We start from the raw sequence: 26,078 nt of genomic DNA on the forward strand, positions 1-26,078 counted from the left end.
AGGATCTTATAACTCCCAATCCAAGGGACGCGGCTGTTTCACGTGGGGCCATGGGAACGACGAACCCCTACCCATTATCAGATGTTTTCATCGCCGCCGCCATGCGCAGGGCAGCACACAGGCTGGCGGTGCTGGCTCTGCCGCTGCCGGCCAGGTCGTAGGCGGTGCCGTGGTCGACGCTGGTGCGGATGATCGGCAACCCCAGGGTGACGTTAACGGCGTCGTCAAAGTGCAGCAGCTTCAGCGGGATCAGACCCTGGTCGTGATACATGCAGATAACCGCATCGGCGGTATCTTTGTGTACGGCAAAATGGAACAGGGTATCGGCACTGTGCGGGCCGCTGGCGGCAATCCCTTCAGCGCAAGCAGCGTTAACCGCCGGCACAATCAGGCGTTGCTCCTCATCACCAAACAAGCCGTTCTCTCCGGCATGGGGATTCAGGGCAAGAACCGCAAGGCGCGGCCGGTGCAGGGCAAACTGATGCTGCAACGAGGCATGGGTGATGCGCAGGGTGGTGAGGATTGTCTCCACCGAGAGTTGGTGTGTCACCGTCGCTAAAGGGAGGTGGGTGGTTACCAGGCAGACCTTAAGGCGGGCACCGGCAAGCATCATCACCACCTGTTTGACCCCACAACGGGTGGCGAGAAATTCCGTATGACCGGGGAAATTGAATCCGGCGGCGTTAATCGCTTTCTTGTTGATCGGACAAGTGACCATGGCATGGGCGCTGCCGCTCAGGCACAGATGGGCGGCCCGGTCAATGTAAGCGGCCATGGCCCGCCCACAGGCCTGATCGGGCTGGCCGTAATTCAGGTTGGCCGGGGTCAAGCGTGAGCAGGCTTCCACTTCGAGCCAATGACCGTTGAAATCGAGACGAACGGTTGGACCTGCTTCTTCAGTCTCTCTGGCAACGATTCCGAAAACCTGCCCGGCCTTTTTCAGGGCCGCGATATCGCCAATGACCCGCACCGGCGCCGGCAGGGATGTCAGGTCGCCAGCGAGCAGGGTTTTGACAATCAACTCCGGGCCGATCCCGGTCGGGTCGCCCATGGTGATTAACAAGGGTCGCATCTTACATTCCTTGGTCAGGTTGCAACGTAATTGTTCAATATAACGGAAGCACCGGGGCGGAAACAAGGCGGGATGCAGAAAAGCCGGGTGGTCTTGTTTTGCAGGGTCAGAACCTCGGCTGTGACCGTTCAAGTTGGGTAACCGCCTGCTGCATCAGGCTGTGGGGATTCTCCGGATCGCTTGGGGTGGGGCAGACAATGGCTGTCGTCCACGGGATGCGTTGCTCGGGGAAGTTGCTGCGCACACCGACTAAAATCCGCTCAAGCAGCTCTGTAGCGCGCTCACACGGGGTTTCCGGCAACAGAATGGCAAGCCGCTGGCGCTGGTAACGGCAGAGCAGATCGGACGATCTGATCTGGTTCTTGATTGCCCGGGTAACCCGAACCAGAAATGGTTCCAGGAGCTGTTGATCCTTCTGGTGGTGCTGGGTCAGATGGGGTTCAAGCAGCAGCAGGCTGACCGGACGTCCCGTCAGCTTGCTGCGCGACAGTTCTTTGCCCAAAAAGGTATCAAAGTAAAAACGACTGTATACCTTCTGTTCCGCCATCACCTGCTCATTGATGCCGGTAGCAGGCGGTGGTGGGCTCTGTAAAGGGGCCTCAAGCTGGGACTGAACGACCTCTTTCAGGCTGGAAGCATCAATCTGGTTGTCGACATAACCACTCCCGGTAGGTAGACGCAGGCGGATTGGGGAGTGTTTATCGGTAAAGCACAGAACCCGGCAGAACCCTTTACGGATCAGATCAGCCCAGGGCGGCAACCGGTCGACTGGTGCGTCAAGTTCGCAGCAGATCAGATCTGCCGAGGTGTTTTTGACCAACCGGTGCAGTTCCTCCGCAGTGGCAGAAAAATAGAGTTGATCAAACAGCTGCAGATCACTGATGCGCTGCGCCAGACGCTGACGGTGATTTTCTTCCAGAGCAAAAATGATGGCAGATTTCGGCATAGTGGATGACCCGGTAGGTTGATGTTACAGGCGACGGTCGATATAGGCGTTGCTGCGCAGTTCTTCTTCCCACTCGATGAAGCGCTCCTCGGTTTTCTCGCGTCTGAGGCGCTCTTCAATGCTGTCTTTAGCCTGCTCGAAGGCTAACTCTTCACCGGACCGGCGTTCGTTGATAATAAACAGGTGGAGTTGCTGGTTTAATTCCGTCGGAACACTGATATCACCGGTAGTCAGATTTTGCAGCGCCTGTTGCAGCGGGGCGGCAAGGTCACTCAATACCAGTTCTCCCATAATACCACCCTCTGCCATGTCGCCTGCTTCGGCAAGCACCGTATCAAAAGGTGCGCCGTCAAGCAGCCGTTGGCGACTTGTGTTGGCTTGCTCTTCGATGCGTGCTGCCTCGCCGCTGCTGAGGTCAGCAGGAAGGGCAAAGCTGATGCGGCTGACAAACAGCCGGGTCTGGGTGTCGAACTGGTCGATATTTTCTTCAAAATAGCGGCGGACATCACCACTGGTGACCCGGGCGCGATAATTGACCTCCTGGGACATCAGCTTGTAGCGTAGAATTTCGTCACGGATCTGCTGGCGATAAGATTCCAGGGTCATCCCCTCGGCGGCCAGGGCCGCTTCTAGAGTGCTGGCATCCAGATTGTTGTTGGTCATCACGTCGTCAACTGCTGCATCGATTTCCTGGGAAGTGACCGCCAGGCCGAGTTCCTTGCTGCGCTGTTGCAGCAGCAGATCATTAATCAGCTGCTCAAGAACTTCCTGACGCAGTTTCAGCAACTCCTGGTCGCTGGGGGTACTGGACGGGTTCTGGTTTGTTACTAGCCTCTCGACGGCACGATCAAGCTGATAGCTGGTAATGACATCCGCGTTAACCACAGCAGCAACGCTGGAGATGGTTTGCGCCGTCAGGGGAGCTGCCGGCGCTAACAGCACCATGAGCAGAAAACCAAAAGTGAATCTCTTCATCGTCTATCTTCCTTAAACGCTATCCCTTTAACGGGGCGAATGTGGGAGAATCTGCTCCCAGTCAACCTTAACTTCGGCATTTTCACGCAGTTCCTTCAGCCATTGTTGCAGCAACACTTCTTCCTGCTTTTGGTAGAGCAGTTCTTTGATTTCATCCGCAACCGCTTCAAAAGGACGCTGTCCGGCGTTACGTTTGCGGTCGACCATCAGCAGATGAAAGCCGTAAGGGCTTGCTACCGGATCACTGATCTGGCGCAGGGGCAGTGAGAAAATCACCGCATCAAATTCCGGTGGTAGCGCCCCCGCAGAAAAATAACCCAGAAGGCCTCCCTCTTCACTGTCAGGTGACAGGGAATGCTGCCTGGCAAGGGTGGCGAAATCTGCGCCATCCTGCAAGTGTTTTTTTACCTCCAGAGCGGCTTCACGGGTCGCCAGCAGCATCTGATGAACGCGAACCTCTTGCGGGCGCTGGAAGTCTTCGCGATGGTCGTGATAGTAGGCCTCCATGTCGGCTTGTGAAATCTCAATGCGAGGGCTGACTATCGTCTGTGTTATTTTGCTGATCAGCAGACGAAAACGCAAGGATTCGCGCCACAGTTCCGGGCTGATGCCTGCGTCACGCAGATTCTGCTCAAATTCCTCACTATTGTGAATACCACGGATGCCGGTCAGGGCGGCATCGAATTCATCAGGAGACAAGCGTACATCGAGGCGCGCAGCTTCCATGTGGATCAGTTCGCGATCGATGAGCTGGGTGGCTATCTGCCTCTGTAGGCGAATTCGTTCATGTGCAGGAAGATCATCAATATGTGGATAGTTCATCCGTACTTGACGGTTAAACTGCTCAAGACTGACGGTGCGCGATTCAACCGCGATCAGGGGCGCGGCGGCCACGGGTTGTTGCGGTACGGCTGTTGGTGCCGGTTTTTCCTGGCAGGCCAGTAAGTTGGCGGCGAGAAAGAACAGGAGCAGGTAGCGGATAGTGATGGTCAGGGTGATCCTCCATAGGGGCAAACCAGTGTCTGAAATTAACACGATTATCTTTGAAAATCAGCTGGTTTGTCACCGGTTTCCATTTCTGTTTGAACGCTGTTCTGCGATCAGATGAGTTGCTGCAGCTCCTTGCGGGAGAGGCTGATCAGTTCGCCCGGGCTGTGGCGACCGATCTCAATGGTGAGGCGATAATCGCTACCAAGACGATAGCGCTGCGCCTGATCGGTGACCAGACGGCGGATCTGCTCGGGGGAGACCGGAGTGGAAGCATGAAACAACAGGCTTAGCTGCTTGCCATCGTATTCCAGTAGTTCAATCCACAGGCGTTTGAGCAGGATGCGGATGCGCATGGAGCCGATCAGGGTTTCGGCGACGACCGGGAGTTCACCAAAGCGGTCACGCAGTTCATCAACCAGGTCGAACAGCTGCTCATCTTCATCGGTCGCGGCCATGCGCTGATAGAGCTGCAAACGCTGATTGGGGTCGGGTACATAGGCTTCCGGCAGGAAAGCGGAGAGGCCGAGACGAATTTCCGGGTCGATACGCTCCTGGCGCTCATTGCCACGCAAGCGGTCAATGGTCTCTTCAAGCAGTTCGCTGTACATTTCAAAACCGATGGCAGCGATCGGTCCCGATTGTTTGCCACCAAGCAGGTCACCCGCCCCGCGCAGTTCAAGATCGTGGCTGGCAATGCGAAAGCCGGCACCGAGTTCAGTCAATTCCTGCAGGATTCGCAGGCGTTCACGCGCTTCTCGGGTCAGGGCCGCCTCCCCGGGGATGAGCAGATAGGCGTAGGCGCGGCGGTCGCTGCGCCCTACCCGGCCACGCAGCTGGTAAAGCTGGGAAAGACCGAAATGATCGGCGTGATTGATGATCATGGTGTTGGCGCGGGGAATATCGAGGCCGTTTTCGATGATGGTCGAGGCGACCAGCAGGTTGGTTTTGCCACCAACAAAGTCGTGCATCACCTGCTCCAGCTGTTTTTCCGCCATCTGGCCGTGGCCGACCGCAATGGTTGCTTCGGGAACAATCTGACGCAACTGCTCAGCCATGGCATCAATGGTCTGAACCCGATTGTGAACAAAGTAGACCTGGCCACCGCGGCGGAGTTCGCGCAGGATTGCCTGGCGGATCAATTCCTCATCAAAGCGGGTCACGTAGGTGCGGATAGCAAGGCGATCGACCGGCGCGGTTTCGATGACCGACAGGTCGCGCAGGCCACTCATGCTCATGTGCAGGGTGCGCGGAATCGGCGTGGCGGTCAGGGTGAGGATGTCGACTTCAGCGCGTAACTGCTTGAGCTTCTCTTTGTGGGCCACGCCAAAACGCTGCTCTTCATCGACAATCAGCAGGCCAAGATCGTTGAAGCGGACATCCCGCTGCAGCAGGCGATGGGTTCCGATCAGGATATCGATCTTGCCGGCAGCCGCTGCTTCCAGGGTGGCGCGGTTCTCGGCGGGGCTGCGGAAGCGCGAGATCATGTCGACCCGAATGGGAAAATCCTCCAGCCGCTGACTGAAGCTCTGCCAGTGCTGGCGGGCGAGGACAGTGGTCGGTACCAATACCGCCACCTGTTTGTTATCCAGGACCGCCTTGACTGCGGCGCGCATGGCAACTTCGGTTTTGCCGTAGCCGACATCACCGCAGATCAGCCGGTCCATCGGCCTCGGGGACTGCATATCCTTCAAGGTCTCACTGATTGCCTGGAGTTGATCGCCGGTCTCCTCGTGGGGGAAGGTTGCTTCAAATTCGCGATAAAGGTTGTCCGGGGGGGAAAAGGCAAAACCCTCGCGCAGTTCACGTCTGGCATAGACTTCCAGCAGCTGGCGGGCCAGTTCTTCGACCGCAGCACGCGCCCTGATTTTAGCTTTTTCCCAGCCTTGACCGCCCATCTTGTCGAGTTTCGGGCTCTGTCCTTCGGCGCTCACATACTTTTGAATCTTTTCGATGCGCTCAATCGGCAGATAGAGGGTATCGCTACCGGCGTACTGGAGGTGGAGAAAATCCCCTTCAATGTCACCAGTTTTCAGATGAGTGAGACCACGATAGCGAGCGACACCGTGGTCGGTATGGACGATGTAGTCATTTTCCCTGAGTTCGGCGAGGCTGCCCAGCAACTGGCGGGCACGGCGGGTGCCACTCTGGCGGCGATGGCTGCGGCGGCCAAAGATGTCCTCTTCACTGATGACGATGAGTTTGTCGTCGGGCAGGCTGAAGCCGGCACTGATGGTGCCGATAGCCAGGCGTGCTTGTCCCGGACGCAGTCCGCTTAGGCGCTCATCGGTTTCAATGTCGAGGTGGATGTTATGGCCAAAGAGAAGTTCCTGCAGACGCTCGGCCTGGCTGCGCTGACGACAGACCAGCAGGGTGCGCCAGTTATCCTGACGGGACTGGTGTAAACGTTCGACGAGGGGTTCAAGGCCGTCCTGATCGCTGGTGGGTTTAGCCCGCAAGTTATCATTACCGAAACAGTTGAAAAAGAAGCGTTGGCGCTGATCGTCCAGTTGCAGCAGATGCAGCCGGGAAAATTCGATCCGATTCCTCGCATTGATCAACTGACCGACGTGCGCCGGATCAAGATAGAGAGACTGGCGGTCGGCATGAGGTAGCCGTTCGCTCATCATGCGCTCTGCGCCGCGGCGGATGTCCTGATCGAACTGATCAACTTCTCGTTCCAGCGCCGGCGGCTCGATCAACACCAGGCGATGCTGGTCAAAGTAAGCGGTAAGAGGATCCAGTTCCGGGTAGTTCAACGGCAGTAAAAAAGAGCGACCGGGGGAGAGAATCCCTTCGCGCAGTTCGGTCATGATAGCTTCGCGCTCAGCGCGGGGGATTGAGAGCTGATCACAGCGCTGTTTAAGTTTGTGTGCCAGGGTTTCCAGAAAAGGGCCATGAAGGATCATTTCCCGGGCCGGGATCAGGGTCACCCCCGCCAGGGTGGATTTTTCCGAACGCTGGGTGGCGGGATCAAAGGGTCGGATCTTTTCGATATAATCCCCATAAAAATCGATGCGGACAGGGCTGCTGGCAGCGGCCGGAAAAATATCAACCAGATCACCACGCACAGCGAAGGTGCCACGATCTTCGACCAGGGAGACCGGCTGGTAGCCGAGCTGCAGTAAGGAGTCGAGCAGCGGCTGTCGCGGATATTCTTCGTCGGCGAGCAGAGGTAATGCCACCTGATCGAGAATCCGGCGGGGGATAACCCGTTGCATCAGCGAACGGATCGGCAGGACCAGGACTTTCAGGCGACTTCCGGACAGGGCTGCCAGGGTCGCCAGGCGGGTGGCCTCGAGTTCCGGGTGGGGAGTCAGGGGATCGTAAGGGTTCATCTCCCAGTGAGGGAGCAGACCGATCTGTTCGGCGCGGGGGTGAAAAAGACAGAGGTCGCTAACCAGCTGGCGAGCCTGTTCCTGATTAGGACAGAGGACAACCGTGAGACCCTGCTGCTCATTCAGCAGGCGTGCCAGTAATAAAGCTTCGGCACCGTCCCGCAGCCCGACAATGTCGATGGTCTGCGACGGTTCAGCGATGGCATCAAGGCAGGAGCGCAGGGTGGCGTGGCGGATATGAGCGGGGTCAGTTTCGTTCATGTGCTGCTGTCATTCTTGAAAAAGCAACGGGCGCACCATCGGCGCGCCCGACCATCTCGTGTCTTTCGGCCGCATCGATTCTCGCTAGTCGCGTGGGACGGCCAGCATTCTTTCCAGGGCCGTCAATGCCCGTAAGCGGATCGGCTCAGGGACGGTAATGCGCGGCTCCAGGGTTTCCAGGCTCTTGAGAATATCCTCCAGGCTGGTCAGCTTCATGTTCGGACAAATCAGCCCGCGGCTGGGAATGATAAAGGTTTTGTCCGGGTTTTCCTTGCGCAGGCGCCAGAGGATTCCCTCTTCGGTGCCGACAATAAAGGTGGTTGCCGGATTGCTGCGGGCAAAATCGTACATGCCGCTGGTTGAGCAGATGTGGTCAGCCAGATCAAGGATTTCCGGACGGCATTCCGGGTGCGCCATAAACAGGGCGCCGGGATGATCGGCCTTGGCCTTGATGATCTCTTCGGTTTTAAGGCGGTCGTGGGTGGGACAATAGCCCTCCCAGAAGATGTAGTCCTTTTCCGGAACCTGGCGGGCAATATAGCGTCCCAGGTTGCGATCGGGAACCATCAGCAGTTTTTTCGCCGGCAGGGAGCGGGCGACACTGATGGCGTTGGAGCTGGTGCAACAGATGTCGCTTTCGGCCTTTACCGCAGCGCTGGAGTTGACGTAGGTGACTACGGTGGCATCCGGATGCTCTGCTTTCAGTGCTTTCAGACTTTCGGCCGTTACCATATCGGCCATTGGACAACCTGAGTCGGGTCGTGGCAGCAGCACGGTCTTCGTTGGTGCGAGAATAGCAGCGCTCTCCGCCATAAAATGAACACCGCAGAATACGATCACGGTACGGTCGGTGCTGGCGGCTTCCATCGACAGGGCCAGGGAATCGCCGGTGATGTCGGCAACCGCCTGAACCTCATCACGCTGATAATTATGGGCGATCAGCAGGGCATTGCGTTCACGCGCCAACTGCCGGATACGTTGCTGCAAAGCATCTTGATTCATTGCCTTTTTACCTTTTGTGAAGGGCCTTAAAGTGACCGGGATAATAGATCAAACCCCCTGATATGTCAATTGTTTCACCTCTTTGCAGGGTGCTTGACAGGTGGGTCGCAAGGGGATATTCTCGCCCCAATACCAGCGGACGCAAGCGCTGGCATTGAGCCCTTTTTCCTTTGATAACAGTAACCTGCACTGCTCCAATAGCTATATGTCGGGTGCTGCAGCGACGAAAGGTCGAAAAACTATGTTCGGAATCGGGATGACGGAAATGCTGATTATCGCCGCCCTGGCGCTGGTTGTCCTGGGTCCGAAAAAACTCCCTGATCTGGCGCGTTCCGTGGGTAAGGGCTTCGCCGAATTCAAGCGGGCCACCAACGAACTCAAGAGTGCCATCGATCTTGAAAGCAAAGCAGAAGAGGATCGTTACAAGGAAGAATTGCGCGAAAAGTATAAGCAAGAGGCGACCAGGTTGCAGGCAGAAAAGGCAGCAGAGGTCGTCACTGCCGAAGCGCAAGTTGAACAATCGGGGGTGGAATCGTCGGAGCTGGAACAAACGGATCCGGCTTCTTCTGAAACCGTAGCCGAGCAGGGTAAGGAGACCACTCCCCATGTCTGATGGAATGGCAATTACCGATCATCTGGCCGAGCTGCGAAAGCGCTTGATGTATGCGGCTATTTCCTGGCTGGTGGCGTTTCTTGGCTGTTACGCCTTTGGCGAGCGGATTTTTGAGGAAATTGCCCAGCCGGTTCGTGCTGCTCTGCCGGAAGGAAGCTCATTGGTTTTTATAAGTGCTACCGAGCCCTTTTTCACTATCCTCAAAGTATCCGCCCTGGCCGGGCTGGTGGTGGCGTTCCCGGTGATTATCTGGCAGGTGTGGATGTTTGTTGCGCCGGGACTCTATGGCCATGAAAAGCGCTTTGCCATTCCTTTTGTGGTGGCCAGTTCCTTGTGTTTCGGAACCGGTACCTATTTCGGCTTCACCCTGGTTTTTCCGACGGTGTTTTCCTTTCTGGTTAACTATGGTACCTCCGTCAGCGGGGTTGAGGCGATGCTCTCCATGGGGGCTTATCTGACCCTGGCAACGCGTCTGTTGATCGCCTTCGGGCTGGTTTTTGAGTTGCCTATTGTCATTTTCTTTCTCGCTCGGATGGGGGTTGTCGACCACGTCTGGCTGGCAAAAAATCGCAAATACGCACTCCTGGTGGCCTTTATTGTCGGCGCCACCCTGACCCCGCCTGATGTGATTTCCCAGGCCTCCATCGCTATCCCCTTCATTATTTTGTACGAAGTCGGGATTGTTATTGCCCGTCTGTTCGGCAAGAAAAAAGAGGCCGATGAAACCCTTGATGATGAGGTGGCTACTGAAGCGGACTAGATTGGTGGTTGCAAAGATCTTTTTTCCACCAAGACTTCAAGCAGATCGAGAAGAGCGGAAAATATTTTTCTTTTTGCCGTGCCATCGGCCCATGAACCTGTTACAGGGATAATCCGCGATGCGTCTGACCATCAAAATAACCCTCGCCATTCTTCTCGGTGTGGTGCTGATCTTTTCCGTTTACAGCTACCTTTCCATCCAGCGCGAACGGGAGCAGCTCAAGCGAAATTTGAGTCGCGAGGCTCGCCATATCGGTGAAAGCCTGCGTGTCATGGTGACAGAACTGTGGCAGCAGCATGGTGAGGAAGAAGCCCTGGGGTTTCTCTTGCGCGCCAATCAGGGCTACTCCGAAACCCTGGTTCGCTGGGTGTGGGTCAGTAACGATGTGCCTACGTCTTATCAACCCCGCGTCCCAGTTGCCCATCTTGACAGATTGCGTCTTGAGGAAACCGTCACCCTGATGGCGGCTTCGGATGAGGGGCATGATTTTTTGCTGACCTATCTGCCGGTACTACTCCCTGGTGAACGCATAGGAGCCATCGAATTAACGGAATCGATGGAAGAAATGCATGATTATGTTCAGGAGAGCTTGCGCCGCTCGGCTATCGTTGTCGGCGCCCTGGTGGTGTCGGGACTCTTATTGATGACCGTGCTGGGGAGCATCTGGGTCGGACGACCAATGCGCAAGCTGCGCGCCCAGGCTGAGCGGATTGGTACCGGAGACTTTTCCACCAGTGTCAACCTTTCCGGCAGTGATGAACTGGCCGAATTGTCAAATACGATTGAGCGCATGCGTGGCCAGCTGGCCCAGGCGCGCGATGCCGAGCAGGCGGCTCATGCGGCTAAATTTGAGGCGCTGGAAAAGTTGCGCCATACCGAGCGGCTGGCAACCCTCGGGCAACTGTCGGCGGGGATGGCGCACGAGTTGGGGACGCCCCTCAATGTGATTGCCGGCCGTGCCAAATTGATTACCCGGGAAGGAATGGCAGCCGAGGATATTACTCGTTCAGCGACGATCATTCACGAACAGGCGCAGCGCATGACCGGCATTATGCGACAGCTGTTGAGCTTTGCCCGGCGCGGCGAAGCCCGCAAACAGCGGGTTGATCTCAATCTGGTGATGTGTGCGGTGTTGCCGTTGCTGGAGCCGACCCTCAATAAGCAGCAGGTCGAACTCGGTGTCGAAGAAACTCCTTCGGAACTGCTGGTATGTGCTGACTCGGCGCAGTTACAACAGGTACTGCTAAACCTGATTCTCAACGGTATTCACGCCATGCCCGAAGGCGGCAAGATCAGCCTTTCCAGTTATCCGGCTTCTGCCGTCAGCGTTCCCGATGGAATCGAAAATCCTGATCAGTCCTGGGCCTGTCTGCAGGTAAGTGACCAGGGCAGCGGTATTGAGCCTGAGGTTCAAAAACAGATGTTTGATCCTTTCTTTACGACCAAGGAAGTTGGTGAAGGAACCGGGTTGGGACTGTCCATTGCCTACGGAATTGTTCAGGAACACGGGGGCTGGATCGCCGTCGACAGCGTTCCCGGCAAAGGCAGCACGTTCCGGGTCTATTTGCCGGTGGATTGCCGCGGGGAGCTGGTATGAGCAAGGCCGACCTGCCAGGGGGCATTCTGGTGATCGATGATGATCGTGCGCTGTGTGAGCTGCTGCATGAGGATCTGCAGCAGCGCGGACATCAGGTGTGGAAAGCCCTGAAAGCGGCACAGGCACGCACGTTGTTGGACCAGCACCAGATCGATATTGTTCTGACCGATCTGAATATGCCGGAAATTAATGGTATCGATTTTTGTGCCGAACTGCATCAGCGTCGTCCCGATCTGCCGGTCATCATCATGACTGCCTTTGGCAGTCTCGAAACAGCAATTGCCGCATTGCGGGCGGGGGCATACGATTTTGTCACCAAACCGGTGGATCTTGATCTGCTGAGTATTTCCCTCGACCGGGGTTTGCAGCATCGCCACCTGCAGGAGACCGTTCGCCGTTTGCAGGATCAGGTTCGCCGTCAGCAACCGGACGATGACCTCCTGGGGGAAAGCCCGCCGATGGTTAAGCTTAAACAACAGATCGCCCGCATTGCCGGACTGGATACGTCGGTGCTGCTGGCGGGAGAAAGCGGGACCGGCAAGGAACTGGTTGCGCGTTCGCTGCATCGCCAGAGTCAGCGCAGTAGCGGCCCCTTCGTCGCCCTTAACTGTGCTGCGCTGCCGGAGAATCTGCTTGAAAGCGAGCTCTTCGGGCATGTCCGGGGTGCCTTTACCGATGCCCGCGAAGCGCGCAAGGGGCTGTTTGTAGAGGCTTCCGGTGGCACTCTGCTGCTTGACGAAATTGCCGAATTGCCTTTATCGCTGCAGCCCAAGCTGTTGCGGGTACTTGAAGATCATCGTGTAAGGCCGCTGGGTGGGAGCAGTGAAATCGCCTGTGATGTCCGGGTTATTGCCGCCAGCCACCGTGATCTGGGCGAGGCGGTAGCCGCTGGGCTGTTTCGCAGTGACCTCTTTTACCGACTTAACGTGATCCAGCTGGAGTTGCCAGCTTTGCGTCAGCGTGGTGACGATATTCTGCTGCTGGCGATGAAATTCCTTCAGCAGCTCAGCCGGCGATTTGGAAAGTCAGTGGTTGGCCTGGCGCAACCGGCGGCAGCCTGCCTGCTGGCTTACTCCTGGCCCGGCAATGTGCGTGAACTGCGCAATACCATTGAGCGCGCAGTCGCCCTGACCCTCCATGACACCATTACCGTCGATGATCTGCCTGATGCCATCCGTCACCCTGGTGACAGTGCGCCGTTACCGGCCAACCTGCACGACGGGCAGACGATTATCCCGTTGGAAGAGATGGAGCAGCGCTATATTCAGCAGGTGCTTGAAAAGCTGGATGGCAACCGCACCCTGGCCGCACGTTTGCTTGGGGTTGACCGTAAAACCCTCTATCGCAAACTCAAGGAGACATGATTTTCATCCCCCCCATCTCCCAACAGCTCGGGGCAATTTGCCCCACTGAGTCATTATGCCCCACCTTGTTTCCGTTTAACTAGCTGAAAAAGCGATTATTGTCTTTGGCATGTCTTGTGCTTAAATCAGGGGATATCAGCATGCCGAGGTTACCGATACTGCTATCGGCAGCATCTGTTTAATCTGTTTTCGGAGATAATTGTTGAACGACAATGGAAGCTGTTTGTATTGACCTGACCCAGCGTGTCCTTATTGCCGAAGATGATAAGGAACTGCGTGAACTGCTTGCCCTGGTCCTGGAAAATGCCGGATTCCGGGTCTTTCAGTGTAGCAACGGTGAGCAGCTGCTGACCAGGCTGACAGAATCGCAATCGTTCGATTTGGTGATCAGTGATATCCGTATGCCTGGATTAAATGGCCTTGAGGTTCTGGCTCGGCGCAATCGGAATATGCCGCAGATCCCCTTTATCTGTATGACGGCTTTCGGTGATGAGCAAATCCATCGCCAGGCGCGACAACTTGGCGCCGCCGCAGTCATTGATAAGCCCTTCGATCTGGATGAGATGATGACATTGATCGCGCATGTTTGTCTCCGCAACGATCGCATTAAAGGAGTCGATCATGAGAGTAACTAGGTTTTTAGGGATTCTGGGGTTGCTGGTGCTGACACTGCTGGTTTCTTCCGTGTCGGCACAGGAAAGTGGACTGGAAAACCTGCGTGAAACCGGTAAGGCTTTTCGCAGTGTGGCCCGCGACATTTCACCAGCGGTTGTTTACATTCAGGTAGAGCAGGAAGTTCAGGTACGCACTCGCGATCCCTTGATGAACCCCTTTGAAGGCAGCCCCTTTGGTGAAGAATTTTTCCGCCGTTTCTTTGGTGAGCCGCCACGAGGCGAGGCACCGGATCGCCCCCAGCGCCGAACCACCGGCCAGGGCTCAGGCTTTCTGATCTCCGCCGATGGTTACATCATGACCAACAACCACGTGGTCGGAGAAGCCGATAAAATTACCGTCCAGTTTCAGGACGGACGTGAATTTGATGCTGAACTGGTCGGTGCCGACCCTCCCACCGATGTGGCGTTGATCCGCATCAATACCAAGGAAGACCTTCCCTACATCAAACTGGGAAATTCGGATCAGCTCGAAGTAGGTGACTGGGTGCTGGCTTTTGGCAACCCCTTTGGTCTTTCTCATACCATGACCGCCGGGATTGTCAGCGCCAAGGGGCGCAGTGGTATCGGCCTGACCGATTACGAAAATTTTATCCAGACCGATGCTGCTATCAATCCGGGCAACTCCGGCGGCCCGCTGGTTAACCTGGATGGTGAAGCGGTCGGAATGAACACAGCGATTTTTAGTCGCAGTGGCGGCTATATGGGGATTGGCTTTGCTATCCCCATCAACATGGCGACGAATATCTATTTACAATTAGCCGAACACGGCAAGGTCACCCGTGGCAGGATCGGTGTTTATATTCAGGATTTGACCAGAGAGCTGGCGGAGTCCTTTGATATCGATCAACGTCAGGGCATTCTGGTATCACAGGTGATGGAAGATTCAGCGGCAGAAAAAGGTGGCCTTGAGCAGGGGGACGTAATCCTCAAGCTCAATGGAACCACCGTTGAAAGTGTTGCTGCATTTCGCAATCAGGTAGCTTTGACCCGTCCCGGTACCACCATTGAACTGGAGGTTCTGCGCAAGGGCAACGTACGTAAACACAAGATCATCGTAGATGCCCTGGAAGTTGAAACAGCCGCAAGCGCTGACCCTCCAGCCGCTGAGGCCGGTACCGATGTTCTGCCCCAGATTGGTTTGCGTTTACAGAAGTTGACCAGGGAATTGGCCGAACAGTTCGGCTACGAGGAAAATCGCGGGGTATTGGTTGCTGCCGTTGAGCCCGGATCGGCTGCGGCCCGTGCCGGCATTGAGGCTGGTGCTTTGATTGAAGAGGTCAATCGGGTCGACGTCGATGATCCTCAAGAAGTGGTTTCGCTGGTTGAACAGAGTAAAAGGGATACGGTTCTGCTGCTGATTCGCCAAGGCAGTAGCAGTCGTTATATTGCATTGAGATATAGATAGGAACGCAGGTCAACCGGCGCTCTGCTCAGCTCCGGAAGGCCATCACATACTTTTATTGAACGTTACCTCCTACGTTCATTTCGGGGAATCAGCAGGGTTCCCCTTTTTTTTATCCAAAATCTGCGCTAAAAACAGTTAAACTGTTGCTTGTCGTCATGATGCAGCGACAAAAGAGTTTATCCACCGACCCTTGGCGTACGGTTCGCAAGTGACAGGAGCCAATCGATGAAATTCAAATTGTTTGTGTTTGTCGTTTTACTGGCCGTGGTGATGGCTTTTGTTTATCAGAACAGTATTCCGGTAACGGTACGTTTTTTCAATTGGGAATATGCACTGTCTTTTGCCTTGTTGCTGATGACGGTGCTTGCCGTCGGCGTGTTGCTGGGAATGGTGCTGGTATTGCGGCGCCAGTCTTACAATAAAAAGAAAAAGGCTGCCAAAGAAGCAACGCAGCAACAGGGGACGGCTTTGAAAGCGGACGCTGCCGGTGACAACGATGAAAATTCGCCGGGCGAACCACAGCAGCAGGAAACAATCATTGCAACAGGAGAAGATCATGAGTCAAACAATACTGATTACCGGAGCGACATCAGGATTCGGTAGCGCGTGTGCCCGTCTTTTTGCCCGTCACGGCTGGCAACTGATCCTTACCGGTCGCCGTACCGAGCGTTTACAGGCGTTGCACCAGGAACTGGGCGACGCAGTCAGTGCTTCTGTTACCCTTGATGTGCGTGACCGTGAGGCCGTCTTTCATCAGCTTGCCGATTTGCCGGTGGTGGATGTTTTGCTCAATAATGCCGGGCTGGCTCTGGGGCTGGAACCGGCGTGGGATGTGGATATCAACGACTGGGATACGATGATCGACACCAACATCAAGGGCCTGACCTACTGTACCAGGGTGTTATTGCCGGAGATGGTCAAGCGCAACCGCGGTCATGTTGTCAATATTGGTTCAACCGCCGGCAGTTGGCCCTATCCAGGGGGCAATGTTTACGGCGCTACCAAGGCTTTTGTCGAACAGTTCAGCCGTAATTTGCGGGCTGATCTGCATGGTACTGCGGTACGGGTTACCTATATTGCCCCCGGGATGGCGGAAAGCGAGTTTTCTGAAGTGCGATTCAAGGGAGATGCGGACAAGGCTGCCCAGGTGTATCGTGGCACTAAACCGCTGCGCCCCGAAGATATTGCCGAAACCGTGTACTGGGCAGTGAACCGGCCCCCCCATGTCAACATCAATGCGATTGAACTGATGCCGGTTCAGCAGAGCTGGAATGCCCTGGCGGTACATCGCGAATAGAAAAATGTCTAAAGGGTGGGCCGGAAGCTGTCGACAGGTGATTGGAATGGTGATTTTTTGGATTTTTCAGCAGGTTGTCATTACCATATAACCCAACGAAAGATGGAAGGCGATGGCCGACTTACGTGTCACTGACACTCAAGGCTACCTGCTCTACCGTGAAGTGGAGCCGGTGCAGCCCTACCCGCGTATCGATCCACAGCAACCTCACGATGAAAAGCCCCGTGGTCAGGATCAGCCGCGGGAAAAAAAGGGCGGGCAGCCGCGTCGGCGCTTTGTTGCCATGCGTCAGCTGATCGATCGATTGAAAGAGATTGGCCACCTTGAGCGGATCAACTATGCGGTTCTGGTAAAAGATCTGGGAACCATCGGCATTGCTTATGCCGACAAGGAACTGTTTGACCTGCTGCAGGCTCATCAGGTAACGATGGCGGGGCTTGATCACCTGGCGGCGCAGATTCGCTCCCTGATGTCGAACCCCGATGTCGGTTTTGGCCCGCCTCTCGATGCTGAACACAATTTTCTTCCCTATTTCAGCAGAGGTTTGGCGGTGGTGCAGCTGCGCTATCTTCGTCTTGAGCTGTTGCCGGGACAGGAAGGGCCGGTGTTGGTCGATGCCGTTGCCCGCGATGGATCCTTTCGTTGTGCCACCAGGTATTTACAGGTGGATTTTCAACCCCAAGTCAAGGCTCAGTACGATTCCGCCCTCGAAGTTGACATCCGTATTATGGTCGCCGCAGGCGAAATGGATGAGGAAAATCGTCGCGCCATCCTATTTGAACGGACCCCCGGAGTTTTTGCCCTCTATACCGACAAGCAGATCAGCCTGTCGATATGAGCGCATTTATTAATTAGAATAACCGGAACGGTTGGTCGTTGAGTTTGATCTCGCCTTTATTATATGCAACCCGCAAACGAAATCGCTCCCCTTCCAGGTGACTCAAAAACCCCAGCTGTACTAGCCCGCCGAAAATCATCTGTAATTCTTCCTCGTTTCTGGTGATATTTCCGGCCTTCCCCTGAATTTGTTCCGCCAGTTGGTTGAGGCGGGCGAGGATAACCACATCAAAGTCGAGTTGCAGTTCCGAATCGATCTGTTCAAGCCATTCGCCGGGAGCGGTATCCGCTGTTTCCGGTTTCAGGCTGGCGCGCCCGGCACCAGAAAGTTGCCCGCCCGTTGTCGCCAGGGAAAGGTTTTCCAGCACCAGGGTTGCGCCCGATTCTAGCAGGGCGTGGTAAACCGGCAGCATCACTTCATCGATCAAAGGATCATCAACGTTATTAGAGTAACTGATATGGTGACGCAACCTGTTTCTTGCCGTCATTAAGGACTCAATCAGCCGGGTATCGAGTTCGTTTAATCTGAGAGCCAGACGACCCTCCGCAAACGTGCTCTCACCCGCCTGCATGCTGGTAAATGATATGTCAGAAAGGGTTTCATAGCGCTGCTTGGGATCTAAGAGGTTTGCCCACTCAATATTCATCCCATTGATAACAAAGGGGCGACCATCAGCGGTTTCCAGCGCCAGACTGTTAATGCGGGTACGACTGTGGCCGAGGGGAAATTGATCGAGATTCTCCATTTCGGCAGAACTGTTTATTCCGGCAATGACAAGATGATTATGCTTATCCAAAACAATCCGGATCTGCTCGAGGCTGATATTCCAGGATCCTTGAGTGCCTGTGGCATTGATGTGCCCCTCGCCGGCAATACGATCGATGGTGACCGTCGTTCCGATATCGGTGTCAACCGTCAATTGTGGCAGCGACAACCTGCTGCGCGCTGCTCCGGTGGGACCGACATCGGTGACAATACGCAGTCCTTCAAGCAACGAAGAGGTACCTGATTCTGCCACCGGAGTGGTGATTATCGTAGCGCCCCAGGCATAGTGGCGGATCAGATGGTGAAAGTCGTAACGACCCAGATCGGCGATATCAACCGTGGTAATCGCTTCAGCGGTGAAAAATCCCCGTTCATAGCTCACCAGCTCACTAGTGGTACTGACAGGAGCATAGTGGTTGGAACGTTCCACCCACAGGGCAAAATATTCTTCCGCCTTGATGCTGCAATACCAGGTCAGGGTGAAGAGGGTCACAAGGGTGATGATCAGGGTCGGAGTCAGCAGTTTTTTCCACATGAATGAATCCTTGTCGGTACTGTTCAGTATTGGGATCGGGGCCCATTGTTCTTATGATGCGGTGCAGATATTCAGCGGCGCAGATAGCTGGAGGCCTTTTGCCCCAGGGCCTTCCAGGTACCGAGCAGCCCCAGTATCATGGTCATGGCAATTCCCGTCAACAGGGTAAAGAATACCGCAGCCCCCTGAAGCTGAAAGTCACTGTTCAGGGGCCCCTCGAGAACGGCAAAGGCCGCCAGGGTGCCGATGAACAGACTGACTCCGCCGGTAATTATGCCAAGCAGAAGAAATTCAGCTGCAAAAACGCGCAGAATATCCTGGCGGGTTGATCCGCACACCTTGTAGATGACGGCATCACGAATGCGTCGATGCTGATCAGCAGAGATGGCGCCAACCAGTACCAGCAGCCCGGTCAGCAGGGTCACCGCCGCCATTCCTTTGAAGACCCAGCCGATATGGTTGAGGGTGCGCGCGACATTGGCAAGGATTTCGCGCACGGATACTGCTGTGACGTTGGGAAAAGTTGTGGTGATCAAGCGGTAGAGTTCCTCTTCCTGGTCCGGCGGCAGATGGGCAGCTGCGAGAAAACTGTGGGGTGCCTGTTCCAGAGTGCCCGGAGCAAAGATCAGGGCAAAGTTGAGCTCCAGGGATGACCAGTCGACAACCCGTAGATTGGCGATTTCGGCGGTGATGGTGCGACCGAGGATACTGACGCTGATGGTATCGCCGATGCCGACGCCAAATCCTTCGGCGAGATCACTGGTGATGGAGAGCAGCGCCGGCCCCTGATAATCGTCGGGCCACCAGTCACCGGCGGCGATCTCAGTGCCGGCAGGCATGGCGGCGGCATAGCTGAAAAAGCGGTCGCCTCGAATCGCCCAGCGAACTGACGGATCAATGGCTCGCTCCGTCACGGGAATGCCGGCAATCGTGGTGATACGTCCACGCAGGGTCGGTGAGGCGTTAAAGGTGACGTCCTGGGAATAGTCGGCAAGCAATGCGCGAAAGGGCTCAATCTGCTGGGGTTGCAGATCAAAAAAGAAGAAGGTCGGTGCCTTTTCCGGCAGGGTAGCGGTGACCAGGCTGTTGAGGTTTCCCTGGATCTGGACGATCAGCACCAGCACGGTCAAGCCGATACCTAAAGAAAAGACGATACTACCGGCCGGTGAGCCGGGACTCTTCAGGCTGGTCAGGGCCAGGCGCAGCAACGGGTGTGAGGGTCGGGGCGCCATCCGGGTCAGCTTGATGACCAGCGCAGCAAGTAGATGGAACAGCACAAAACAGACAGCGGCACCGCAGACAAACCACAAGGCCAGGCGCCGGTCAGCACTGCTGAACAGGGCAACGGCGATAAGCATGATTGCGGTGATGACCATGGTCATCCGCACCCCGGCTCCAATGGTTTTTTTGCGGGTTTCGACGTAGCCGCGAAATAATAAGGCCGGTGGGATGCGACAGGCCGTCCCGATTTCTTTGAGAGAAAACAGCAGCGCCGTTAACAAACCGAAACTGGCGGCGACAAGCCAGACCTTGGGAAAAAAATCAACAGCCAGCGGGAATGGCAACAAACCGCCCAAGGCAGTACTGAGCACCCAGGGGATAGCGGCGCCACCGGCCAGCCCGACGAGGGTCGCAAGAGCGCCAAGAGAGAGAACCTGCAACAGGTAGGTGGTAAAAATCAGGTTCCGGGAAGCGCCCAGAGATTTCATGGTGGCAATGTGGTTGACCTTGCCACCGAGATAACCGCGCACCGCACCGGTAACCCCCAGGCCGCCCAACAGCAGGGCACAAAGGCCCAGCAGGGTAAGGTTGGTTTCCATCCGATCAAGAAAATCACTGATTCGCGGGGAGGCCTGCCGCCAGGTACGAATACGCCAACCGGCGTCGGGAAAGCGACGATCCAGTTCCTGTCTGAAGGTGTCGGCAAGTTCGCGGTCGGAAAGTTTCAGGCGATAGTTGTAATCGACCAGACTGCCTGGTTGCACCAATCCGGTTTGCATCAGGGCGGCCTGATCTATCATGACACGTGGTCCGAGGGTAAAAGCACCAAAACTCCGGTCCGGTTCGTTGATCAGGCGGGCGCGGATTTGAAATCGGGTTGATCCGAGCTGGATAAGGTCGCCGACGGCCAGGTCAAAGCGGTCGAGGAAAGCCGATTCAACCAGGGCGCCAGGCAGGTTATGGTGTTCGGCGAACGCCTCCGCAAGCGGTTGTGGAGGATCGAGGAGGAGCTGACCATAGAGGGGGTAGTGATCATCCACCGCTTTGAGTTCGACCAGTCTGCGCTGTCCGGATGCAACTGCCAGGGCCATGGTGCGCAGCTGAAGCGTACTGGATACCGTTGCGTTCTGTTGTAAAAAATCGATTTGGGCGCTCTCTGCAGGGCGATGGGCAAGGCGCAACTCCAGGTCGCCACCCAGCAAGGCACCGGCATCATCGAGGAGACCGGAGCGAGCTGCGGCACTGAAATTGCCGATCGCGGAAACAGCAAAGACTCCGAGAAACAGGCAGGTGACAAACACGCCGAAACCCCGCAGGCCGTTGCGCAGTTCCCGCCGCATTAACCGCAGAGATTGGGGCAGGAGGTTCATCATGATGCCTGCTCGGCAGGCGCTTCTAGTCTGCCATCGGCAATATGAATCGTGCGGCTGCAGCGCTCAGCAAGATTGGTATCGTGTGTAATCAATACCAGCGACGTCCCTTTTTCCTGTTGCAGTGAAAACAGCAGGTTCATCACCATCAGACCGGTATCCTGATCGAGATTCCCGGTCGGCTCATCAGCAAGAATAAGCGCCGGTTCGGTGACAAACGCGCGCGCCAGAGCGACACGCTGCTGTTCTCCGCCCGACAGTTCACCGGGAAAGTGGCCGCTGCGTTGTGCCAGTCCGGTGGCTTTCAGTGCCGCTGCCGCCCGTTCGAGGGCTGCATCGTCACCGGCAAACTCCAGTGGCAGGGCGACATTCTCAAGCGCCGTCATGGTCGGGATCAGGTGAAATGACTGAAAGACGATGCCGACATGGGCCCGACGAAAACGGGCCAGGGCATCTTCGTCCAGGCCATTAAGGGTTGTGCCGGCAACCCTGATGGAGCCGCTGGTTGCCGGCTCCAGGCCGGCCAGGGCCATCAACAGGGTGGTTTTTCCGGCGCCTGACGGACCGACAATGCTGATGGTTTCTCCCGCATCGACGCAAAGATCAATACCGCGCAGGATATTGACCGGGCCGGCGCCGCCGACTAGACTCAAGTGAAGATCATTAATTTCAATAATAGGATCAGGCATGAAAACTCCTGTTTGCTGGTTATTGGTGGTGCTGCTAACAGCACCTTTTAGTTTAGCTGCTGCTGGGACGGTCACCATTCTGGTGCTGGGCGACAGTCTCACGGCCGGATACGGGCTGGCCGAAGAGGAGGCTTTTCCAGCACAGCTGGAACGGTCTTTGGTGGCACAGGGTCACTCTGTCCGCGTCATCAACGCCGGAATTTCCGGGGATACCAGCGCCGGTGGCGCCGCACGGCTGGAATGGAGCCTGGCTGACAACCCCGATCTGGTGGTCCTCGCCCTGGGTGCCAACGATGCCCTGCGCGGTTTAAGTCCGGATCAGACCCGCGCCAACCTAGCTTCCATCATCACCCGCCTGCAAGAACGGCAGACCAGTGTATTATTGGCCGGGATGCTGGCACCGCGCAATATGGGCGAGGCCTATTATAACAGTTTTGATAAAATCTATCCGGAATTGGCGCAGGAATTCAGCGTTTCTCTCTATCCGTTTTTTCTGGAAGGGGTGGCCGGCAAGCCGGAACTTAATCTCGCTGATGGGATACATCCTAATGTGGAAGGGATACAGGTGATGGTCGAAGGGATCTTGCCGCTGGTGGTAAAAGAGCTCTCTTCGCTCTGATCCGGCCGGATTGAAGGTTTCAGTTGACAGAGGTCAATATGACTGTCAATTTTCAGGCGCTGATGATTGACCGCCATTATTTTTTTCATGACTATTGACCAGGAGAGTTCCCATGCACATTTTTACCGATGGATTTACCAGCGTATCCCTTTCTAACGGCAACCTGCGCGTCAAGCTGGCGCAGAATGGTCCCGATAATGAGCCGGTTGAAGTGGCAACCTTGATCGTTCCGGCGGCATCAGCTCCGAGCTTTGTCAACGGTCTGAACAACGCCCTGCAACAGCTCGAAGAGCAGATCAAGGCCAAGCAGGCAGGGGTGGTGGTTGACGGGTCGGCAAAGCCCAATTGATCGGAAGTACCCTTTTAGGTCCACGGAAAACACGAACAAAACCATAAAGATAAACAACTTCATGGTTTAACCGGTTTGGTGATGGATGTTTTTACTATAATAACAGCTTGCCTTCCGTGTCTTTTGGTGTTTTCCGTGGATAACTGCTTTAAGGCTGCCAACGTAGCCGCGGTTTGCGGGCCGCCGTTGCTTCGTCGAGGCGGCGACGACGGGCGCGGGTTGGAGCCTGTTTGAGTTTGTCCGGAGCCTGTTTGGCTTCGGTGGCGATGGCGAGCATGGCGTCACAGAAATCATCAATCATCTGTTTGCTTTCGGTCTCCGTCGGTTCGACCATCAGGGCCCCGGCGACCACCAGGGGGAAGTAGATGGTCGGCGGATGAAAACCGTAATCGATCAGGCGCTTGGCGACGTCGAGGGTACGGCAGCCACCCCCCAGGTTCTCCTCCGAAAATACCACCTCATGCAGCGAGCGTTCCTTGTAGGGCAGGGCGTAAACACCTTCCAGTCGGGCGCGGATGTAGTTGGCGTTGAGAACTGCCAGTTCCGTCGCTTTTTTCAGTCCGTCGCCGCCCATGGCAAGAATATAGCTGTAGGCGCGCACCAGGATACCGAAATGACCATAGAATGATTTTACCCGGCCAATCGACTGGGGACGCTCATAGTCGAAACAATAATTCTCATTTTTTTTGAGGATGACGGGCAGGGGTAAATAGGGAATCAATTTTTCATCAACACCGATGGGGCCGGCGCCGGGTCCGCCGCCACCATGGGGAGTGGAAAAGGTTTTGTGCAGGTTAAAGTGCATGACATCGATACCGAGATCTCCGGGACGGCTGATTCCCATCAGGGCATTCAAGTTGGCCCCGTCACAATAGACCAAACCCCCGCGCTCATGAACCAGATCACAAATGGCCCGGATATCCGCCTCGAACAGCCCCAGAGTGTTGGGGTTGGTGATCATCAGGGCGGCCACCGCGTCGGACATGACGGCGGCGACAGCGTCGCGGTTGAGGATGCCGGCGGATGTTACCGGCACGACCTCGTAACCGCAGAGCGCCGCCGTGGCGGGATTGGTGCCGTGGGCGGTATCGGGGATAATGACCTTGGTACGCTTGCTTCCTCGCGCGTCATGCCAGGCGCGGATCATCAGCATCCCGGTCAGTTCCCCCTGGGCTCCGGCTGCCGGCTGCAGGCAGATGGCGGGAAAACCGGAGACTTCAGCCAACGCCTTTTCGAGCCGGTACATGAGTTCCAGCGCCCCCTGATTCAGGGCCTCCGGCGTCTGGGGGTGGATTTCTGCGAAACCGGGCAACCGCGCCGCGACCTCGTTGATCTTGGGATTGTACTTCATGGTGCAACTGCCCAGGGGGTAAAAACCGCTGTCAACACCGTAGTTCCAGGTTGAAAGACGCGTATAGTGACGGATAACATCGACTTCCGACAACTCAGGGAAGCCGGCGATCTCATCACGCAGCAGTTCGGCGCCAGGCAACACCGGCGCGACATCAGCATCGGGAAGGCTGTAGCCAATGCGTCCCGGCTGCGACTGTTCGAACAACAGGGGCTCGTCGAGAACCAGACCACGGGAATCGGTTGATATCATCATTTTCCTCCTGCCAGGGCGGTTACCAGTTGTTCCATCTGTTGCTTGCTGTTCTGTTCAGTGACGCAGATCAATAGCCCGTTTTCGAAGTCGGGGTAATCGCGGCCAATGGCCACCCCGGCAAGAATCTTCTGTTGTTCCAGGCGTTTTTTGAGGTCGGCAACCGGCTCCGGGCAGGTGATGACGAACTCGTTGAACATCGGCGCGTTAAAAGGCAGGGAAAAACCATCAAGATGGGCGATCTGTTCACGCAGCCAATTGCTACGGGCGTAATTGATTTCAGCCAGCTTGCGTAGTCCCTGCTTGCCGTGGAGCGCCAGGTAGATGGAAACCATCAGGGCGCACATGCCCTGATTGGAGCAGATGTTTGAAGTGGCCTTTTCACGGCGGATATGTTGCTCACGGGTGGCCAGGGTCAGCACAAAACTACGCTTGCCGTCGAGATCAAGGGTCTCTCCTACCAGACGTCCGGGGAGCAGGCGCATATCCTTTTCGCCCACGGCAAAGAAACCGATGCCCGGGCCACCGTAGGACAGGGGGAGTCCGAAGCTCTGCCCCTCGCCGACAACAATATCGGCGCCCAGTTCGCCGGGGGATTTGTACAGAGCCAGGGCGAGGGGTTCGGCAACGGCGGTAATCAGTCGGGCATCAACGGCATGGACGCCGGCAGCCAGCTCGGAAAGCGGTTCCATGCAGCCGAAATAGTTAGGGTAGCCGACTACCAGGGCGGCGACGCGCTCATCAAGGAGCGGTGCGATCTGCGCCAGCGGCGTCACCCCGTTAACGGTTCCGACATCGATCAACTCGACGTCGAGATAGCGACAGTAGGTGGCAATGGTCTGCCGGTAGTGGGGATGCAAAGCTGAAGAGATCAGCACGCGACTGCGTTTTTTTGCCGCCCTGACCGCCAGCAGCACTGCTTCGGCACAGGCCGAGGCGCCGTCGTACATGGAGGCGTTAGCCATATCCATGCCGGTCAACTGGCAGATCATGGTCTGGAATTCAAAGATCCCCTGCAGGGTTCCCTGGCTGATTTCCGGCTGATAGGGAGTGTAGGCGGTATAGAATTCACTGCGGCTGATCAGGTGGTCGACCACTGCCGGAATGAAATGATTGTAAGCTCCGCCCCCCAAAAAGGAGTTCCAGTCGGCGACCTGGGCGTTTTTCGCCGCCAGTCGGCGTAATTCCTTTAATATATCGGTCTCCGCCAGCCCCGGCGGCAGCTCCATGGGGCCGGACAGCCGACAGGCGGCCGGGATGCCGGAAAAAAGGGCATCCGTATCGGCAACGCCGATCGTGGCCAGCATCTGTTTTATATCAGCATCGGTATGGGGCAAATAACGCATAACACTCCTTGTGGCCGGCACTGCGGGGATTTTGTGGCGGCTGACAGGATACGAGACATCACTCGTCAGCAACCAACTCCTGGTAGGCGGCGACATCCAGCAGGTCATCCAGCTCCTGCGGATCACTCAGGCGGATCTTGATCAGCCAGCCGTCTTCGTAGGGCGAGGTGTTGAGGGTTTCCGGGGCATCGGGTAATTCCTCATTGATTTCAACGACCTCACCACTTAGCGGGGAATAGACATCGGAGACGGCCTTGACCGACTCGACGACCCCAAAGGGTTTGCCGGCCTCGAGTTCGTCACCAACTTCCGGCAATTCGACGAAGACCACATCCCCTAGCTGGCTCTGGGCAAAGTCGCTGATGCCGATGGTGGCGATGTCCTCTTCAATGGCGACCCACTCATGCTCTTCGGTGTATTTCAATTCCTCGGGAAAATCCATTATCTCCTCC

At 56.1% G+C, this 26,078-nt stretch carries 23 protein-coding genes; 11 read left to right on the top strand and 12 right to left on the bottom strand.

Translation table 11 applies throughout. The annotated features are described in order from the left end of the window. Window positions 1-67 precede the first annotated feature (67 nt). The 6 genes from pdxA to nadA form a co-directional block, all read right to left on the bottom strand. Window positions 68-1,072, bottom strand: coding sequence for a 4-hydroxythreonine-4-phosphate dehydrogenase PdxA (gene pdxA / locus AC1931_RS05390; RefSeq protein ID WP_483876220.1), 1,005 nt, complete (start codon window positions 1,070-1,072; stop codon window positions 68-70). A gap of 106 nt (window positions 1,073-1,178) precedes the next feature. Then, complete coding sequence (locus tag AC1931_RS05395) at window positions 1,179-2,018, bottom strand: diguanylate cyclase domain-containing protein (protein WP_483876221.1); 840 nt, start codon at window positions 2,016-2,018, stop codon at window positions 1,179-1,181. A 24-nt stretch (window positions 2,019-2,042) separates the two neighbouring features. Next, window positions 2,043-2,993, bottom strand: coding sequence for a SurA N-terminal domain-containing protein (locus AC1931_RS05400; RefSeq protein ID WP_483876222.1), 951 nt, complete (start codon window positions 2,991-2,993; stop codon window positions 2,043-2,045). 27 nt (window positions 2,994-3,020) lie between these two features. Beyond that, window positions 3,021-4,028: a peptidylprolyl isomerase gene (locus tag AC1931_RS05405; RefSeq protein ID WP_483876223.1), complete on the bottom strand. Its 1,008-nt coding sequence runs from the start codon at window positions 4,026-4,028 to the stop codon at window positions 3,021-3,023. A gap of 65 nt (window positions 4,029-4,093) precedes the next feature. Next, entirely contained in the window at window positions 4,094-7,579 is a 3,486-nt protein-coding gene (gene mfd, locus AC1931_RS05410) for a transcription-repair coupling factor (RefSeq protein ID WP_483876224.1), read from the bottom strand. A gap of 84 nt (window positions 7,580-7,663) precedes the next feature. Further along, window positions 7,664-8,581: a quinolinate synthase NadA gene (gene nadA, locus AC1931_RS05415; protein WP_483876225.1), complete on the bottom strand. Its 918-nt coding sequence runs from the start codon at window positions 8,579-8,581 to the stop codon at window positions 7,664-7,666. A 241-nt stretch (window positions 8,582-8,822) separates the two neighbouring features. Here nadA and tatB point away from each other — a divergent pair, with 241 nt between their 5' ends. The 9 genes from tatB to AC1931_RS05460 all read left to right on the top strand — a co-directional run bounded on the left by tatB (window position 8,823) and on the right by AC1931_RS05460 (window position 17,129). Then, entirely contained in the window at window positions 8,823-9,194 is a 372-nt protein-coding gene (gene tatB / locus AC1931_RS05420; RefSeq protein WP_483876226.1) for a Sec-independent protein translocase protein TatB, read from the top strand. Further along, window positions 9,187-9,954, top strand: a complete 768-nt coding sequence (tatC, locus tag AC1931_RS05425) for a twin-arginine translocase subunit TatC (protein WP_483876227.1) — start codon at window positions 9,187-9,189, stop codon at window positions 9,952-9,954. Before tatB ends, tatC begins: the two co-directional genes overlap by 8 nt. Window positions 9,955-10,072: 118 nt before the next feature. After that, window positions 10,073-11,551 (top strand): sensor histidine kinase, encoded by a 1,479-nt coding sequence (locus tag AC1931_RS05430; protein ID WP_483876228.1) that lies wholly within the window; start codon window positions 10,073-10,075, stop codon window positions 11,549-11,551. After that, window positions 11,548-12,915 carry a sigma-54-dependent transcriptional regulator gene (locus AC1931_RS05435; protein WP_483876229.1) on the top strand — a complete coding sequence of 456 codons (1,368 nt, stop codon included), beginning with the start codon at window positions 11,548-11,550 and terminating at the stop codon, window positions 12,913-12,915. Before AC1931_RS05430 ends, AC1931_RS05435 begins: the two co-directional genes overlap by 4 nt. 212 nt (window positions 12,916-13,127) lie before the next feature. Further along, a complete protein-coding gene (locus AC1931_RS05440; protein WP_483876230.1) occupies window positions 13,128-13,550 on the top strand; it encodes a response regulator in 423 nt (140 codons plus the stop codon). After that, entirely contained in the window at window positions 13,537-14,994 is a 1,458-nt protein-coding gene (locus tag AC1931_RS05445) for a DegQ family serine endoprotease (protein ID WP_483876231.1), read from the top strand. The genes AC1931_RS05440 and AC1931_RS05445 overlap by 14 nt, the downstream gene beginning before the upstream one ends. A 225-nt stretch (window positions 14,995-15,219) precedes the next feature. Next, a complete protein-coding gene (locus tag AC1931_RS05450; protein WP_483876232.1) occupies window positions 15,220-15,597 on the top strand; it encodes a LapA family protein in 378 nt (125 codons plus the stop codon). Then, window positions 15,551-16,291, top strand: coding sequence for an SDR family oxidoreductase (locus tag AC1931_RS05455; RefSeq protein WP_483876233.1), 741 nt, complete (start codon window positions 15,551-15,553; stop codon window positions 16,289-16,291). Before AC1931_RS05450 ends, AC1931_RS05455 begins: the two co-directional genes overlap by 47 nt. Window positions 16,292-16,403: 112 nt before the next feature. Then, window positions 16,404-17,129, top strand: a complete 726-nt coding sequence (locus tag AC1931_RS05460; RefSeq protein WP_483876234.1) for a hypothetical protein — start codon at window positions 16,404-16,406, stop codon at window positions 17,127-17,129. A 13-nt stretch (window positions 17,130-17,142) separates the two neighbouring features. On the opposite strand, the gene AC1931_RS05465 is transcribed toward AC1931_RS05460, so the two are convergent. From AC1931_RS05465 to AC1931_RS05475, 3 genes are all read right to left on the bottom strand, one after another. Beyond that, entirely contained in the window at window positions 17,143-18,429 is a 1,287-nt protein-coding gene (locus AC1931_RS05465) for a DUF945 family protein (protein ID WP_483876235.1), read from the bottom strand. Window positions 18,430-18,500: 71 nt separating this feature from the next. Continuing rightward, complete coding sequence (locus AC1931_RS05470) at window positions 18,501-21,023, bottom strand: ABC transporter permease (RefSeq protein ID WP_483876236.1); 2,523 nt, start codon at window positions 21,021-21,023, stop codon at window positions 18,501-18,503. Continuing rightward, window positions 21,020-21,709, bottom strand: coding sequence for an ABC transporter ATP-binding protein (locus tag AC1931_RS05475; protein ID WP_483876237.1), 690 nt, complete (start codon window positions 21,707-21,709; stop codon window positions 21,020-21,022). The genes AC1931_RS05470 and AC1931_RS05475 overlap by 4 nt, the downstream gene beginning before the upstream one ends. Between AC1931_RS05475 and AC1931_RS05480 the strand changes: the two genes are divergently transcribed. Beyond that, window positions 21,708-22,328, top strand: a complete 621-nt coding sequence (locus AC1931_RS05480; protein ID WP_483876238.1) for an arylesterase — start codon at window positions 21,708-21,710, stop codon at window positions 22,326-22,328. The two genes, AC1931_RS05475 and AC1931_RS05480, sit on opposite strands and share 2 nt — an antisense overlap. A gap of 112 nt (window positions 22,329-22,440) precedes the next feature. Next, on the top strand, window positions 22,441-22,677 hold the full coding sequence (locus AC1931_RS05485; protein WP_483876239.1) for a hypothetical protein: 237 nt from the start codon (window positions 22,441-22,443) through the stop codon (window positions 22,675-22,677). A gap of 148 nt (window positions 22,678-22,825) precedes the next feature. Here the strand turns inward: AC1931_RS05485 and gcvPB are convergent, their stop codons facing one another. Genes gcvPB through gcvH form a run of 3 tightly spaced genes read right to left on the bottom strand, consistent with a single transcriptional unit; the run spans window position 22,826 to window position 26,068 of the window. Then, window positions 22,826-24,283: an aminomethyl-transferring glycine dehydrogenase subunit GcvPB gene (gene gcvPB, locus AC1931_RS05490; protein WP_483876240.1), complete on the bottom strand. Its 1,458-nt coding sequence runs from the start codon at window positions 24,281-24,283 to the stop codon at window positions 22,826-22,828. Then, entirely contained in the window at window positions 24,280-25,626 is a 1,347-nt protein-coding gene (gene gcvPA, locus AC1931_RS05495; RefSeq protein ID WP_483876241.1) for an aminomethyl-transferring glycine dehydrogenase subunit GcvPA, read from the bottom strand. The genes gcvPB and gcvPA overlap by 4 nt, the downstream gene beginning before the upstream one ends. Before the next feature lie 58 nt (window positions 25,627-25,684). Then, the gene (gcvH, locus tag AC1931_RS05500) at window positions 25,685-26,068 is read right to left on the bottom strand and encodes a glycine cleavage system protein GcvH (protein WP_483876242.1); all 384 of its coding nucleotides are present in this window, start codon (window positions 26,066-26,068) and stop codon (window positions 25,685-25,687) included. Window positions 26,069-26,078 lie beyond the last annotated feature (10 nt).

The sequence above is a fragment of the Pelovirga sp. C15f genome, assembly GCF_057178085.1.

Excerpts from the sequence above, each read along its gene's own strand:
- pdxA (WP_483876220.1), bottom strand. The coding sequence starts at position 1,072 with ATGCGACCCTTGTTAATCACCATGGGCGACCCGACCGGGATCGGCCCG.
- AC1931_RS05395 (WP_483876221.1), bottom strand. The coding sequence starts at position 2,018 with ATGCCGAAATCTGCCATCATTTTTGCTCTGGAAGAAAATCACCGTCAG.
- AC1931_RS05400 (WP_483876222.1), bottom strand. The coding sequence starts at position 2,993 with ATGAAGAGATTCACTTTTGGTTTTCTGCTCATGGTGCTGTTAGCGCCG.
- mfd (WP_483876224.1), bottom strand. The coding sequence starts at position 7,579 with ATGAACGAAACTGACCCCGCTCATATCCGCCACGCCACCCTGCGCTCC.
- nadA (WP_483876225.1), bottom strand. The coding sequence starts at position 8,581 with ATGAATCAAGATGCTTTGCAGCAACGTATCCGGCAGTTGGCGCGTGAA.
- tatB (WP_483876226.1), top strand. The coding sequence starts at position 8,823 with ATGTTCGGAATCGGGATGACGGAAATGCTGATTATCGCCGCCCTGGCG.
- tatC (WP_483876227.1), top strand. The coding sequence starts at position 9,187 with ATGTCTGATGGAATGGCAATTACCGATCATCTGGCCGAGCTGCGAAAG.
- AC1931_RS05430 (WP_483876228.1), top strand. The coding sequence starts at position 10,073 with ATGCGTCTGACCATCAAAATAACCCTCGCCATTCTTCTCGGTGTGGTG.
- AC1931_RS05435 (WP_483876229.1), top strand. The coding sequence starts at position 11,548 with ATGAGCAAGGCCGACCTGCCAGGGGGCATTCTGGTGATCGATGATGAT.
- AC1931_RS05440 (WP_483876230.1), top strand. The coding sequence starts at position 13,128 with ATGGAAGCTGTTTGTATTGACCTGACCCAGCGTGTCCTTATTGCCGAA.
- AC1931_RS05445 (WP_483876231.1), top strand. The coding sequence starts at position 13,537 with ATGAGAGTAACTAGGTTTTTAGGGATTCTGGGGTTGCTGGTGCTGACA.
- AC1931_RS05450 (WP_483876232.1), top strand. The coding sequence starts at position 15,220 with ATGAAATTCAAATTGTTTGTGTTTGTCGTTTTACTGGCCGTGGTGATG.
- AC1931_RS05455 (WP_483876233.1), top strand. The coding sequence starts at position 15,551 with ATGAGTCAAACAATACTGATTACCGGAGCGACATCAGGATTCGGTAGC.
- AC1931_RS05460 (WP_483876234.1), top strand. The coding sequence starts at position 16,404 with ATGGCCGACTTACGTGTCACTGACACTCAAGGCTACCTGCTCTACCGT.
- AC1931_RS05465 (WP_483876235.1), bottom strand. The coding sequence starts at position 18,429 with ATGTGGAAAAAACTGCTGACTCCGACCCTGATCATCACCCTTGTGACC.
- AC1931_RS05470 (WP_483876236.1), bottom strand. The coding sequence starts at position 21,023 with ATGATGAACCTCCTGCCCCAATCTCTGCGGTTAATGCGGCGGGAACTG.
- AC1931_RS05480 (WP_483876238.1), top strand. The coding sequence starts at position 21,708 with ATGAAAACTCCTGTTTGCTGGTTATTGGTGGTGCTGCTAACAGCACCT.
- AC1931_RS05475 (WP_483876237.1), bottom strand. The coding sequence starts at position 21,709 with ATGCCTGATCCTATTATTGAAATTAATGATCTTCACTTGAGTCTAGTC.
- AC1931_RS05485 (WP_483876239.1), top strand. The coding sequence starts at position 22,441 with ATGCACATTTTTACCGATGGATTTACCAGCGTATCCCTTTCTAACGGC.
- gcvPB (WP_483876240.1), bottom strand. The coding sequence starts at position 24,283 with ATGATGATATCAACCGATTCCCGTGGTCTGGTTCTCGACGAGCCCCTG.
- gcvPA (WP_483876241.1), bottom strand. The coding sequence starts at position 25,626 with ATGCGTTATTTGCCCCATACCGATGCTGATATAAAACAGATGCTGGCC.
- gcvH (WP_483876242.1), bottom strand. The coding sequence starts at position 26,068 with ATGGATTTTCCCGAGGAATTGAAATACACCGAAGAGCATGAGTGGGTC.